The organism is Flagellimonas hadalis (genome assembly GCF_007785775.2).
In the GTDB taxonomy this organism is placed as follows: Bacteria; Bacteroidota; Bacteroidia; order Flavobacteriales; family Flavobacteriaceae; genus Flagellimonas; species Flagellimonas hadalis.
Window position 1 is genome coordinate 37,895 of sequence record NZ_VNIK02000005.1, and the last position, 12,480, is coordinate 50,374.

Annotated in this window: 15 protein-coding genes; 8 read left to right on the plus strand and 7 right to left on the minus strand. The window is 46.1% G+C overall.

What is annotated here, in order from left to right; genetic code table 11:
- The first annotated feature begins 123 nt into the window (after positions 1–123).
- Positions 124–1,401 (plus strand): branched-chain amino acid transport system II carrier protein, encoded by a 1,278-nt coding sequence (brnQ, locus tag FOT42_RS09085; RefSeq protein ID WP_151890256.1) that lies wholly within the window; start codon positions 124–126, stop codon positions 1,399–1,401.
- On the opposite strand, the gene FOT42_RS09090 is transcribed toward brnQ, so the two are convergent.
- The 4 genes from FOT42_RS09090 to FOT42_RS09100 form a co-directional block, all read right to left on the minus strand.
- On the minus strand, positions 1,398–2,666 hold the full coding sequence (locus FOT42_RS09090) for an alpha/beta fold hydrolase (protein ID WP_226789838.1): 1,269 nt from the start codon (positions 2,664–2,666) through the stop codon (positions 1,398–1,400). The two genes, brnQ and FOT42_RS09090, sit on opposite strands and share 4 nt — an antisense overlap.
- Positions 2,667–2,735: 69 nt before the next feature.
- Positions 2,736–3,365: a cation efflux transmembrane domain-containing protein gene (locus tag FOT42_RS09095; protein ID WP_151890257.1), complete on the minus strand. Its 630-nt coding sequence runs from the start codon at positions 3,363–3,365 to the stop codon at positions 2,736–2,738.
- A gap of 178 nt (positions 3,366–3,543) precedes the next feature.
- Positions 3,544–3,717 (minus strand): hypothetical protein, encoded by a 174-nt coding sequence (locus tag FOT42_RS18065; protein WP_192938355.1) that lies wholly within the window; start codon positions 3,715–3,717, stop codon positions 3,544–3,546.
- Between the two features lie 100 nt (positions 3,718–3,817).
- Positions 3,818–5,110: an aminopeptidase P family protein gene (locus FOT42_RS09100; protein ID WP_151890258.1), complete on the minus strand. Its 1,293-nt coding sequence runs from the start codon at positions 5,108–5,110 to the stop codon at positions 3,818–3,820.
- A gap of 79 nt (positions 5,111–5,189) precedes the next feature.
- Between FOT42_RS09100 and FOT42_RS09105 the strand changes: the two genes are divergently transcribed.
- From FOT42_RS09105 to FOT42_RS18295, 3 genes are all read left to right on the plus strand, one after another.
- Positions 5,190–5,579 (plus strand): DUF2721 domain-containing protein, encoded by a 390-nt coding sequence (locus tag FOT42_RS09105; protein WP_151890259.1) that lies wholly within the window; start codon positions 5,190–5,192, stop codon positions 5,577–5,579.
- Positions 5,580–5,781: 202 nt separating this feature from the next.
- The gene (locus FOT42_RS18290; protein WP_226789839.1) at positions 5,782–6,024 is read left to right on the plus strand and encodes a hypothetical protein; all 243 of its coding nucleotides are present in this window, start codon (positions 5,782–5,784) and stop codon (positions 6,022–6,024) included.
- A complete protein-coding gene (locus FOT42_RS18295) occupies positions 6,006–6,212 on the plus strand; it encodes a hypothetical protein (RefSeq protein WP_226789840.1) in 207 nt (68 codons plus the stop codon). Before FOT42_RS18290 ends, FOT42_RS18295 begins: the two co-directional genes overlap by 19 nt.
- A gap of 41 nt (positions 6,213–6,253) precedes the next feature.
- Here the strand turns inward: FOT42_RS18295 and FOT42_RS09115 are convergent, their stop codons facing one another.
- The 3 genes from FOT42_RS09115 to FOT42_RS09125 all read right to left on the minus strand — a co-directional run bounded on the left by FOT42_RS09115 (position 6,254) and on the right by FOT42_RS09125 (position 9,506).
- Positions 6,254–7,141: a RimK family alpha-L-glutamate ligase gene (locus tag FOT42_RS09115; RefSeq protein ID WP_151890260.1), complete on the minus strand. Its 888-nt coding sequence runs from the start codon at positions 7,139–7,141 to the stop codon at positions 6,254–6,256.
- A gap of 79 nt (positions 7,142–7,220) precedes the next feature.
- A complete protein-coding gene (locus FOT42_RS09120) occupies positions 7,221–8,759 on the minus strand; it encodes a sensor histidine kinase (RefSeq protein WP_151890261.1) in 1,539 nt (512 codons plus the stop codon).
- Between the two features lie 9 nt (positions 8,760–8,768).
- Complete coding sequence (locus FOT42_RS09125) at positions 8,769–9,506, minus strand: LytR/AlgR family response regulator transcription factor (RefSeq protein ID WP_151890262.1); 738 nt, start codon at positions 9,504–9,506, stop codon at positions 8,769–8,771.
- Positions 9,507–9,765: 259 nt separating this feature from the next.
- On the opposite strand from FOT42_RS09125, the gene FOT42_RS18070 reads away from it, so the two are divergent.
- From FOT42_RS18070 to FOT42_RS09150, 4 genes are all read left to right on the plus strand, one after another.
- Positions 9,766–10,377, plus strand: coding sequence for a collagen-like protein (locus tag FOT42_RS18070; protein WP_192938356.1), 612 nt, complete (start codon positions 9,766–9,768; stop codon positions 10,375–10,377).
- A 52-nt stretch (positions 10,378–10,429) separates the two neighbouring features.
- The gene (locus FOT42_RS18300) at positions 10,430–10,993 is read left to right on the plus strand and encodes a collagen-like protein (RefSeq protein WP_151890265.1); all 564 of its coding nucleotides are present in this window, start codon (positions 10,430–10,432) and stop codon (positions 10,991–10,993) included.
- Positions 10,994–11,041: 48 nt separating this feature from the next.
- Positions 11,042–11,659: an SIMPL domain-containing protein gene (locus FOT42_RS09145; RefSeq protein ID WP_151890266.1), complete on the plus strand. Its 618-nt coding sequence runs from the start codon at positions 11,042–11,044 to the stop codon at positions 11,657–11,659.
- A 212-nt stretch (positions 11,660–11,871) separates the two neighbouring features.
- Entirely contained in the window at positions 11,872–12,480 is a 609-nt protein-coding gene (locus FOT42_RS09150) for a hypothetical protein (protein WP_151890267.1), read from the plus strand.

Genomic DNA, 12,480 nt, shown 5'->3' on the forward strand with positions numbered 1-12,480 from the left:
TTATGAACGAACGCACAAAGTCTCTTTTTCGATGAAATGCATGCTATTCGACAAAAAGTCAGATAATTCCGCTGAATTACGTTTTCGAAATATACTACATTGAAAATAATTTATCAACACCCCATGAATAAAAAATCGTTAACGATCACCTCTTTTGCTCTTTTTTCCCTCTTTTTTGGCGCCGGGAATCTCATCCTACCCCCTCTTTTGGGTTTCAAGGCCGGAAATCTCTGGTTGTTGGTAGTGTTGGGATTCTGTATTTCGGGTGTCGTAGTGCCTTTGTTGGGTATTTTTGCCCATGCCAAATTGCAGGGTACCATGTTCGATTTTGCCAAAAAGGTATCTCCCCTCTTCAGTTTGGTGTATTGCTATGTGGTCTATTTCATTTGCATTGCCCTTCCGTCACCCAGAACGGCTTCGGTTACGCATGAAATGGCCATACAACCTTTTTGGGATACTCCTTACCTACTCACGAGCTTCGTTTATTTTCTTTTGGTCTTTCTGTTCGTGATCAATCGTTCCAAAGTATTGGACCTTTTGGGCAAGCTGTTAACTCCAGGAATACTTATCATTCTGCTATTGATGATTGCCACGGCCCTGTTTACCATGGATTTCGATTTCACTTCTTCAGAAATCAAACATCCCTTCAGTCATGGGGTTTTGGAAGGATACCAAACTTTTGATGCCATAGCTGCCATTGTTGTCGGTGCCGTGATCATCATTTCCATCAACCTGAAAGAAAAGGAAGCTTCCTTCGAGGAGAAAAGGAAACTGATCCGAAAAGCCGGTTTTTGGGCCGGTGTGGGATTATTTTCAGTCTATGCAGGACTTATTCTTACCGGTGCATTGTTCAGCGATCAATTTGAAGGCGGCATCTCCCGCACATCGCTTTTAAGTGAGTTGAGCATAAAGATTTTGGGAGGCACAGGTAGTATATTGTTGAGCATTTTAGTAAGCTTGGCTTGTTTCACAACAGCGGTGGGGGTCATTACAGGTACCGCGGATTTCATCAAGGGCCGATTCAATAATTCCGACCTTGCCTATAAAATCACCGCATTGGTGTCTTGTGTATTCGGTGTTTTGATGGGCCAGTTCAATGTTGACTACATCATTGCGGTGGCCATACCCTCGCTGATGTTCATTTACCCCATTACCATCATCCTGATCCTATTGAATGTACTTCCGGACAGACTTACCACTCCGACCGTGTTCAAGACCGTGGTCTGGACCACCATTTTGTTCAGCGTCCCTGATTTTTTGGGAAGCATGGGTCTGGGAGAAACCATCACGCCTTACATTTCATGGATTCCTTTTAGCGCACATCAATTGGGATGGGTATTGCCCGCACTTCTGGCCCTGGTCCTATCAAATGTTATCCAGCAAAAAACAAAAATCGCCTAGTAGAAAACGGAATCGAAGAAAGATTTCATTTCTGCGGCATAGGGCACTCCGTATTTGGCAAAAGTGGCACGGGTCTGCGCGTCTGGCTTCCAATCAAAAAAAGCATGCCCGGCACCTTCCACCACCAAATATTCGACCGTTTGTCCGTTTTGCTTCAAAAGGTCGACGTAGGGCTGTACCAGTGCATCGTTGATCAAGCCATCTTCCGAACCCCTCACAATAAAATGGGGGATGGCCCTATCCGCCACATTGGGCACATGTTGAAAAGGGGAAACGGCACCCAGATAGGCTTGGTCCTTCTGTTGGATGAAATTGCTGAAATCCTTGGCGTCAAATGGTCCATAACTGGGTGCGGCCACTTTAATGGCATCCGTGATTTCATTTTTAACGGTCTCGACCGTTTTCCCTTGAGGCATATAGGAGGGCATAAATTCGTAAATGCCATTTGTCCCCTCAAAACCTCTATCGCCTATCATCGGAGAAAGTATTGCCGCCGCTGCGGAAAGGTGCCCTCCTGCACTGTCGCCGGTAACCGCTATCTTGGTTGGGTCACCCCCATAGGCCCTCGCATGTTCCTGAATGTGGGCAATGCCCCCAAAAACATCCTCTATCAAATTATGCATGTAGTTCGGGTTTTCGTCCCCGTCCAAATTGTTCACCCAGCGGTAGTCCAAGCTGAATACCACATATTGGTCTCCTTTGGTAAGTTCTCTTGCCAGGCCTCGCATAATGTCCTCATTATTGGAGGACCACCCCCCACCATGGATAATGACCACGCACGGTAGGTCCTTTGCCCCTTTAGGGGCATACACATCATATTTCAATGGTTTTACGCCCGGTTGGGCATACACCACATCGTGGGTCACGTTCAAGTTTTCCACCAGGTTGTTCTCCACAAAAGTGGCCCCGATGGACATGTCCTTGTCCACAACAATTTTGAGGGTCGGAACAAAAGTCTCCACACTGGTAGTTCCCCACATGCCTCCTTTAAAGGTATAATAGACAGCATCCAAACTATAGCCTTCGGATGGTGTGGCAGTGACGGTCAGTTCAGTGCCCGAAGCCACTTTTCCGTCTGCAGGAATTTCCGGGGAAACCGTGTAGGATCCATTTTCCGGGGAAACCAAGGTCACCAAAAAGGTATCTTGTGCCTGTAATGTTCTTGTTGAAGTTGATGCCATGGCATTGCCAAAAATGAAAAATGAAAACAGGGGCAATATGCTCATGACCACCCTTTTATGCGTTGAGTTGAAAATCGTGTTCATTGCAGTTTGTTTAGATTCAACTACAATATATCCATTAAAATGTTCCCTTGTTGATCTTGGAAGAATTTTTTACGTACAACAACACTGTTTATCGCTATTGGCCTTTTCAAAACATTCCTTGCCCTCCTTAAACGCAAAATAGGCCAACCCCAATGTTCCCAAGCTATCCATATAAGGTATGCTGAAAAGTTGGTACACCCCACTGCTAATCAACAGGATGATGGACATGTACACACAGACCAAGGTACAATTGGCATCGGCCAAAATAGGGGTTGAATTGAGTTGGTTGCCTACTTTCCTTTTCCACCATACCAAGATCCACATGATCAAAATGGAGATCAAAGAGATGACCACGCCCCAAAACGTGGTCAATGGCCGATGCCCTATCCAGATATTATAGAGACTGGTGGCCACAAGCCCTGCCACCAAGAGGTAAAAAGCAGTTCCAGTGATGCGAAGGGCAGTACGTTCAAAATTGTCCCGATTGCTCTCTGGATTTTTCCTGATGCGCAGGATCATGTGTGCAATGCCCAAACCCGAGATTACCTCAATAAAACTATCAGTCCCGAAACCGAACAGGGCCAAACTTTCATCTTCAAACCCGAGATAGGTGGAAACGATACCTTCCACCACATTGTAAAAAATGGTGAACAGGGCCAACCCGAAAGCTGTTCTGTATAATTGTTGTTGTTTTTCCATGGGACAATGAATTTCGGGGGTTTTGGAACAAAAATCAAAATGTCCTTAATCCATTTGGTTGTTATTCAGTAGAAATTTTGCTGTCTCCCGGGTCACCTCGTAGGCGATTTACAGTCACAGTTGCTCAAATGGACTTGAACCTGAAAATGGAGCCACTACTCCTACTTGCCGAAATGTTCTATTCCTTCTCACTTCTTTTTTTGTTGTAGTGATAAATGGCATAGGCGATTCCTGCCAAGACCACGAAGGGCAGGTAGCTCCCGATTACGACCCCGATTCCATAGGAACCGTCGGGAGCTTCCTGCATTTTCTTTTCAATATCGACCTGAAAAAGTAAAAAAAAGAGGTTCATATGATGCATTTACCTTCTAAAAATCAAACTGAATGGAGTTAAACATCCAAAGCAATCAAAATGAGATACTTCGCTTCGCCCTGTATGACAGTACCAACCCTTATTTGTTCATCAACTCCTCGATCTCCCCAATCTCGATGGGGATGTTCCGCATCAAATTGAAGGGTTCGCCCTTTTCTTGGATCACCACATCATCTTCCAAACGAACGCCCATTCCTTCAGCGGGGATGTAAATGCCCGGTTCCACGGTAAAGACCATGTTGGCCTTCATGGGAGTCTTCAATTCGCCGTAATCGTGTGTATTCAGCCCGATATGGTGGCTGGTGCCGTGCATGAAATATTTTTTGTAGGCGGGCCAATCAGGGTTTTCGTTCTGTACATCGGCCTTGTCCAAAAGTCCCAAACCTATCAATTCCGAGGTCATGACCTTGCCCACTTCTTTGTGGAACTCGGCCCATATCACCCCTGGCACCAACATTTTGGTGGCTTCGTTCTTTACGCGCAACACGGCACTGTACACTTGCTTTTGTCTATCGGTAAACCGCCCGTTTGCGGGAATGGTACGGGTCATGTCACTGGAGTAGTTGGCATATTCTGCAGCCAGATCCAACAAGATCATATCGCCATCCTTCACTTGGCGGTTGTTTTCCAGGTAATGGAGCACATTCGCGTTGTTCCCCGCTGCAATGATGGGGCTATAGGCATACCCTTTGGAACGGTTGCGGACAAACTCGTGCAGAAATTCGGCTTCTATCTCATATTCCCAAACACCGGGTTTGACAAATTCCAAAATCCGTCGGAAGCCTTTCTCCGTAATATCGCAGGCGGTCTGCATCAAAGCGATCTCTTCGGGCTCCTTTATGCCACGAATCTGTTGCAAAATGGGGTTGCTCTTTGCCCATTGGTGCGCAGGAAAGTCCTTTTTGCATTTTTCGATAAAACGGTCTTCCCGGGTCTGGGTCTCCACCGCTTGGCGGTAGTGTTCATTGGTGTTGAAATAAATGGTGTCGGCCTCGGTCATGAGGTCAAAAAAGATCTTGTCGAATTCCTTCAGCCAACAGACCGTTTCTATTCCGGATACTTCTGTGGCCTGTTCCTTGGTCAATTTGGCCCCTTCCCATACCGCAATGTGGTCATTGGTCTCCCTTACAAATAGGATTTCCCTTTTCTTTGGATCCATCGCATCGGGAAAGAGCAGCAGGATGGTCTCCTCCTGATCGGCCCCGCTCAGATAGAAAATGTCACGGGACTGCTCAAAGGGCAGGGTGCTGTCCGCCCCAATGGGATAAATATCGTTGGAATTGAACACCGCAATGCTTTTTGGCTTCATCTGTGCCATGAATTTCTTGCGGTTCTTCACAAAAAGATTGCTGTCTATGGGAAAATATTTCATCTGTATAAATTGGTTTGCCCAAATGTAGGTAATTGCAATACCGAAGACAAATTGTTACCTTCCATTTCAAAACCAGAACATGCAGCTCACCCTCAGCATTCCCGCCCTCCTTTTTCCTGCCATCTCCCTGACCATGCTGGCCTATAATGCCCGATATCTGGCCATTGCCGCCTTGATCCGACAACTGCACAAACAGTTTGAGGAAACCTCGGCCCATCCGTTGAAACAACAGATCCATCAACTCAGAAAAAGATTGGGCATCATCAAGAACATGCAGGCCACGGCCATCATCAGTTTTTTGCTGGCTGCAGTGACCATGTTCCTGGTCTATGTGGAACTGAACGTCTGGGCCAACATTGTTTTTGGAGTGAGCCTGGTTTTCCTGATGGTTTCCTTATTGCTTTCCCTTGTTGAGGTGCAGGTATCCACCAAAGCCTTGGGCATCCAGCTGAAAAATATGGAAAATTGATCCCCTTTTCCATTCCCTTCGTAGGAATGTGTGCTGAAATAAAGAGGGAAAATCCTATGGCATTTTTCGCCGATCTGTCAACTATCAATTGAAAACGGGCTTGTACCAAATGAACGGTAACATCCATAAAAACAACACTTTCGAAGCCTTCCTGTTCCCCTATCTTTGTTGTCTATCATCAACAAAATCATCTTGACAGAGCATGAAAAGTGTAAAAGAGCTGGATTTTTTCAAGAACATTCGGGAAATCAGGGAATACGAGTTCGGTATTTTTTATTTCTTCGATGGGTTGATCATTTCCGAAATGAATGAAGGGGAAACCTTTGATTGGTCCATTGCTGAAAAAATCATTGATGCCGCCTATGAAATCTTGGGTGAGGAAAAGCCCATTGCCTATATCTCCAACCGTTCAACAACTATTCCGTGGTGCCTACGGATTGGTTGAAATTTTACAAGAACAGGCACAAACTCGAATTGTATTCCATCGTGGCCTACAACAAAAATGGCCTGGCCAGCATTATCTTGGAAAAAATGTTCTTTAAGGACAGTATCCGACAATTCACGGACCTGGAAAGTGCCATTTCATGGAGCTTGTCCAAAATAAGTGATAAGAACGACAGTCTATCTGCCTAGATGATACAGGGTATTCCCCTCAAATCAAGCTTTCACCTTTTTTATCGTTTTCTCTGCCCGTTCCTTTCCACAAATTGGATGATCTGTTTTGCCACGTTGATCCCTGTTGCCTCTTCAATGCCTCTGAGTCCCGGCGATGCGTTGACCTCGATCAACAATGGCCCTTTCTTGGACCGGATAAGGTCCACTCCGGCAATTCCCAGACCCAAATGCTTGGTCGCGTCCAGGGCCATGGTTTTTTCCTTGGGGGTCAGTTGGACCGCTTCGGTGTCCGCCCCCCGGTGCACATTGGACCGGAAATCATCCAACCCACTGGTCCGTTTCATGCTCGCCACGACCTTGTTCCCCACCACAATCACCCGAAGGTCTTCCCCATTGGCCTCCTCAATGTACTGTTGCAACAGGATGCTGGTATTCATATTATACAAAGTATCGATCATGGATTTTGCCGATTTTTTGCTCTCGGCCAAGATCACTCCTTTTCCTTGTGTGCCCTCTTGGAGTTTGATGATCACAGGCCCCCCTCCCAGCAGGTCTATCTGTGCCTCTACATTGTCGGGGTTGATGGAGAAAACGGTTTCTGGGATGGGGATTCCCTTTTTGGCCATGATCTGCAAGGTCCTCACTTTGTTCCTGGCCCTGATGATTCCCGTTGACCGGGCCGTGCTGAAGACCCCGTTCATTTCAAACTGCTTCACGATGGCAGCGCCATGTCGGGTGACCGTGGTGCCGATCCTGGGGATGATGGCATCAAAACCTTCGGTGATGTTGTCCTCCCCAAAATAGATCTGGGGTATGCCCTGGCCCAATTTCACCGAGCACTTGGTGTGGTCAATCAGCTCCACATAGTGTCCCGCCTTTTGCGCTTCCACAGCTATTCTTCTGGTGGAATACACATTGAGGCTCACGGATAGGATGGCGATATCCATTGTAGTGTTCAGGTTTTGCCTGTTCAAATTCGGATAAATCTTTTGGATTTCGGTGCCGTTTTGAAAATTTCTTTCAGCTTTAGTGGTTTTCCAATAGCAATCGGGGCAGGGTAACGACCACTTTTGTGCCCAATGCCTTTCCCGATGCATCCACAAGATCCTCGACCAAAAAATGGAAATCCCCTGCATATTTTTTGGAGTAGAAGTCCAACCTGTCGTTCACAATGGAGAGCCCCAGCGATTGGCTCTTCAGTGGGTTCTGACTGTTCCTTACCTGGGAGGCCCGTCTCCCTATGCCATTGTCCTCTATGGTGATCTGCAAATCGTTCGAAGGTTGCAACAGTTCCACCTTTAGGCAGAGCTTCTTTTTCCCTTTTCGGGTGGACAATCCATGCCAAATGGCATTTTCAACAAAGGGCTGCAACAAAAGGGAAGGCACAAGAAGTTCCTGGGCCTCTATGGAATCATCCAACTCAAAAGTGTACTCCATGCCGTTCTTGAAGCGATCGCTCTCTATCTCCACATACATTTTGATGATGCCCAATTCCTCTTCGAGCGTGATAAGATCCTTTCGGGAACTCTCCAATATGCCCCGGATCAGTTTGGAGAACCTTCCCAGATAATAAATGGCCTTTTCCTGGTTGTTCTCAATGAAATAGGATTTGATCGAATTCAGGGCATTGAAGATAAAATGGGGGTTCATCTGACTGCGAAGCGCATCCAAACGCAGCTGGGCAAACTTGTTCTCCACTTTGATTGCCAATTTCTCCGTGCGCTCCTTCTGCGCCTCGGAACTCAAGCCCTCTATCTCTGCCTTTGTCTGCACCAGCTCATCCGACAAGGCCCTGTTGATGCTTTCCTTGATGGTATGGTTTTCCTCGAGCTGGTCGATGTACTTTTTCTGGACATGGGCCTTTTCCTTGTAGACCATTTTTTGTTCCAACCCTATGGCGAGGGCAAACAACAGACTTTCGAACAGCACCCCCAAATAAAAGATGTACAGCGTTTCCGTGTTCGCGGTCTTGGTCTTGATGGAGTATAATGAAATGATGAGATAGGAAACAAAAAGCGAGGTCATCCCCAATAGGATGTACCATTTGATGATCCTGTTCTGCTTCAGCACGAGACAAAATCCCCAAACAAAGGCGATGAGGTTCATCGGCAACAGTACAAAAACCTCACAATAATCGATGAGGTACGATCTGGGGTTGATCAGGTACATCGCCCAAAACGTAAAATAAAAAGGGGCCAGACCCAAATAGCCCCAATGCACAAATTTCACAAACCTCGGATGGTCCTTTTTGAAGCCCATAATCTCCGAGATGAACAGGATGAACAGGATGGAGGCCATCCATTGGGAAGGATAGTGGAACCATCTCACAAAGGTCCTCCCTGCGGATGAGTGGGCAAAATCACTAAAAAACACCCCATCCACATATTTTATGAGAGTGAGCCCCGTGACCAGGGCATAAAGGGCATAAAAAAGGTAAAACCGTTTTTTATGCTGGAAAAACTGAATAAGAAAAAAGACGAAGAGGTAAAAAAGAACGGACACCACAAAGAACCCAAACCCATTTTGGTTGCTTTCCTTGAAGAAGTCCATCAAGCCTTTGAGCATAGTTGATCTTTATTGGGCCATTCGGTGTAGAAAAGCCTCTCTCTTGTTTCTGGATACCGGGATCTTTCGGTCGTTGGAAAGTACCAGATACCCATCGGTTCGTATATATTCGTCTACTTTGAGCAGGTGCACGATGAAAGAATTGTGTATCCTGAAAAATATCCGGTTGGGCAAAAGGTCCTCCAACTCTTTGAGCTTCTTGGAGACCAAGACCTGTTCGCCCGACTCCAAGAACACCTTGGAATAATTCCCGTCCGACTCGCAATACACAATATCGGCCACCCTCAAAAACAAGATCTTCCCACTTACAGGAATCTGGACCACTTGGGGGGCACTGGCCCGCGATAGGGCCTCGAAAGTCTGCTCGAACTGATGTTGAAAGCTCTGTTGTCCGTTCAGTTTCTTCAATTTTTCCACTACCCCGGCAATATCGTCCTGGTCCACAGGTTTGAGGAGATAATCCACGGCACTTTCCTTGATGGCTTGGATCGCATACTGGTTGTAGGCCGTGGTGATCACAATGGCGAAGTTCCGATATTCCAGTTTGTCCAATAAGGAGAACCCGCTCATTTCCGGCATCTCGATATCCAGGAAGACACAGTCCGGTTTCAAATAGTTGATCCCCGAGATGGCCTCCTTCGGGGAAGTGAACGTTTCAATGATGGAAATGAAATCGGGGTATTTCCGCAATTCCCATGAAAGGCTGTTTATTGCCGCAACCTCATCGTCAACTATGATTGCCCTCATAACTCTGGTGTTCTTTGTCCCAAATTAAAAATAGAAGCAAGATCCTTTCCCCCATTAGTGATACTTGGTCTAAAAAGGTGTACGTACGACAGTTATACCGTATGGATGGGAAATTTCTTAAAAATAGGAAGAAATGGTGTTCCGTACACAAAAAAGGGTTGCCGACGAATCCAATTGGGCCCACGATAATAATTGAAAGTTTCCGTGCCGCGATAGATCCTAGATTTGGCTTCATGAAACCCAAAAAATTTTGAAAATCATGAAAACAAATGTTTTATCCATCAAAACTATTTTGATTATGGCCCTGTCCATGGCATTGGTCACCTCCTGCTCTTCGGAAGATGGTGAGGATGGTGCAACCGGCCCACAAGGAGCGCAAGGTCCCGCAGGTCCCGCAGGTCCACAAGGTGACCCGGGCGCACAGGGAGAGCAAGGAGATCCCGGCACCGCCAATGTAATGTATTCCGATTGGGTAGATACCGGATTGGGGAACAGTATCGTCGCCTCATCGGCCTCTTTTGACATCGAAGCTCCTGAAATCGGTCCGGACATGTTGAACCTTGGAACCATTCTGGTATATGGTCGAAGAATAGAGCTTCCTGGGGATGGCAATGTTGTTTATCCGCTTCCCATTGTATTTGGTGCTGCCAGACAACAATCTTACTTCTTTGTGGCAACAAGCGACAATATTAGGATTACGGTCCATGCCAACGAAGAAGGCGAAAGTGTAGGGGATGGCTCCTATTTGGAACAATACAGATATGTGCTCATTCCAGGTGGGGTTTCCACTTCTGGAAAATTGGTATCCAACATGGACCTTACCAAGATGAGCTATGAAGAGGTGATTGAATTGTTCAGTATTCCTGAATAACATCCTAGATAGCCCAAGTTCCCCCAACTATCAACACTTAAAATTGAAACACATGAAAAGTCAAATCTTCTTATTGGGCTTGTTGGCAACCATCTTCCTGGCCTGCTCTGGCGATGATGGGGAGGACGGTGCCATTGGCCCCCAGGGCATTCAAGGGGAGCAAGGACCTGAAGGTCCGCAAGGGGAAACGGGGGAAACCGGAACCGCCAACGTGATCTATTCGGATTGGATTCCTTCCGGTTTTGAATCCCCAATTACGGACATCAATGCCGCCTTCAGCATTCCGAATGTGGAAGCTCTGACGGATGAAGTGAAGGCAAATGGCTTCATTGCGGTGTATGGCAGATATACTTCTATCTCTACCACTATCCATCCATTGCCCAAATCGCTTTATGGCCTACGCATGCAACATTATGATTTTTCAATCAGTGACTTGAACCAAAACATTGTCATTAGGATCTCTTCCATTGATGGTTCGGATATTGAGATTCCTCTTTATGATGATTACCGTTACATCATCATTCCCGGTGGGATCCCTGCTGCAGGTAAGATGGCTACTGATTATTCCCAAATGAGCTACGAAGAGATCGTGGCCCATTTCAACATTCCAGAATAAAACCCATTGCCCCGATAATTCCACGAAGGGGTTTTTAACACCACGATCATGAAATCGATAGTATACATCCTATTGGCTTTTTTACCATTGATGGGTATGGCCCAAGAGAAAAGCACCACCATCAAAGTAAGTGCAAAGGCCGTCCATATAGACCCGTCCCCCATTTACAAGGCCACTGTTTCCCTAAGTTCGGCCTTTGCCAGCTACGCCACCGATGGCATAGACCTGGAGCAGTTAAAATCAAACTACAAAAAGGCCTTGGAATCACATGGATTCGCTTGGAACGAGATCAAAGAGACCCCCTACGAATTTGGTTTTGAGACCATGGGATATGACAAGGAAGGTGCCGTGTATGAGTTCACCACGACCTCAGCAGAAAAAATGAGGACCTTTCTGGGGATAAAATCGTTGGGCATACAACGCTTGAACGCCATTGCCATTTTGGAAATCGACCCCGATGAGGCAAGATCTCTCAGTGAAATGGCACTAAAGGATGCCACCGCCAAGGCCACCGCCATTGCATTGGCCCTAGGGAAGCAACTTGGACCTATTGAAGTTGTGGAGGACAACCAGTTTACAGGAAAACAGATAGAGACCTCCATCTACTACGACCGTCCTGTCGGTGAATATGTGTACACCCTTCAGGTGGTCTTTGCGACCAAATAGCACTTCATTCCATATCAAAAAGTCCCATGAAACCTTTTGCAAATACGCTATTTATAACTTCGGCACTACTATTGCTTCTTTCGTGTTCTAAAGATTCCGATGGCGAATCGAATCAAAAAGCATATTTCCCCAAAACCATTTCCTTGGCTTACGGTTCCGGTGAAACTGTTCTATACCAGTTATCATACAATTCAAAAAATCAGCTGGCCCAAATGACCATAGAGCGAAATTCTTTGGATGAAACCACCCAACTTATATCCAATTTCGACTATAATGATACGGGTAAGTTGGTGAATATATCATCGGAAGATGTACAGAGCGGTTCACTGTACAACTTTACTTTTGACCATGGCGTGAACGGGACCGTTACCAATGTGGGTTTTATGATTGACGACGTGGAATACGACTTGTCCACAACTTATAACGAAAGTGATGAAATCCATTATCTAATCGAAGGAGATTTGGCGAACTTGCCAACCGAATGGAATTTGGACCCCGATGGGCAACTCATAAAAATAGCCATTTCAGAAAATAACTATACCCTTCAGTTTTCTGAGGGCGACAAGGGTGTTTTCCATTATCTGAAACCACAGAATGCCCTAGTAATTTGGCATGGATTGATGTTTTATCTGTCCCCTTTTGAGCTGTTCTTTTTTAGTCAGCACGACATCGCTTTGATACACACAGGAGATGCTGGTTATCTCTTTCAAAACAAAATATGGGACGGCAATGGAAATCTGGTCTCGTTCCAAGTAAAGCCCAATGTCCTTTTCGGGCTAACCATCAACTATGTTGTGGAGTATGAAACCAAGAACCTTTAA

What these genes read in the sequence shown, in the direction of transcription:
- brnQ (WP_151890256.1), top strand. Translation starts at nt 124, where the DNA reads ATGAATAAAAAATCGTTAACGATCACCTCTTTTGCTCTTTTTTCCCTC.
- FOT42_RS09090 (WP_226789838.1), bottom strand. Translation starts at nt 2,666, where the DNA reads ATGAACACGATTTTCAACTCAACGCATAAAAGGGTGGTCATGAGCATA.
- FOT42_RS09095 (WP_151890257.1), bottom strand. Translation starts at nt 3,365, where the DNA reads ATGGAAAAACAACAACAATTATACAGAACAGCTTTCGGGTTGGCCCTG.
- FOT42_RS18065 (WP_192938355.1), bottom strand. Translation starts at nt 3,717, where the DNA reads ATGAACCTCTTTTTTTTACTTTTTCAGGTCGATATTGAAAAGAAAATG.
- FOT42_RS09100 (WP_151890258.1), bottom strand. Translation starts at nt 5,110, where the DNA reads ATGAAATATTTTCCCATAGACAGCAATCTTTTTGTGAAGAACCGCAAG.
- FOT42_RS09105 (WP_151890259.1), top strand. Translation starts at nt 5,190, where the DNA reads ATGCAGCTCACCCTCAGCATTCCCGCCCTCCTTTTTCCTGCCATCTCC.
- FOT42_RS18290 (WP_226789839.1), top strand. Translation starts at nt 5,782, where the DNA reads ATGAAAAGTGTAAAAGAGCTGGATTTTTTCAAGAACATTCGGGAAATC.
- FOT42_RS09115 (WP_151890260.1), bottom strand. Translation starts at nt 7,141, where the DNA reads ATGGATATCGCCATCCTATCCGTGAGCCTCAATGTGTATTCCACCAGA.
- FOT42_RS09120 (WP_151890261.1), bottom strand. Translation starts at nt 8,759, where the DNA reads ATGCTCAAAGGCTTGATGGACTTCTTCAAGGAAAGCAACCAAAATGGG.
- FOT42_RS09125 (WP_151890262.1), bottom strand. Translation starts at nt 9,506, where the DNA reads ATGAGGGCAATCATAGTTGACGATGAGGTTGCGGCAATAAACAGCCTT.
- FOT42_RS18070 (WP_192938356.1), top strand. Translation starts at nt 9,766, where the DNA reads ATGAAAACAAATGTTTTATCCATCAAAACTATTTTGATTATGGCCCTG.
- FOT42_RS18300 (WP_151890265.1), top strand. Translation starts at nt 10,430, where the DNA reads ATGAAAAGTCAAATCTTCTTATTGGGCTTGTTGGCAACCATCTTCCTG.
- FOT42_RS09145 (WP_151890266.1), top strand. Translation starts at nt 11,042, where the DNA reads ATGAAATCGATAGTATACATCCTATTGGCTTTTTTACCATTGATGGGT.
- FOT42_RS09150 (WP_151890267.1), top strand. Translation starts at nt 11,872, where the DNA reads ATGACCATAGAGCGAAATTCTTTGGATGAAACCACCCAACTTATATCC.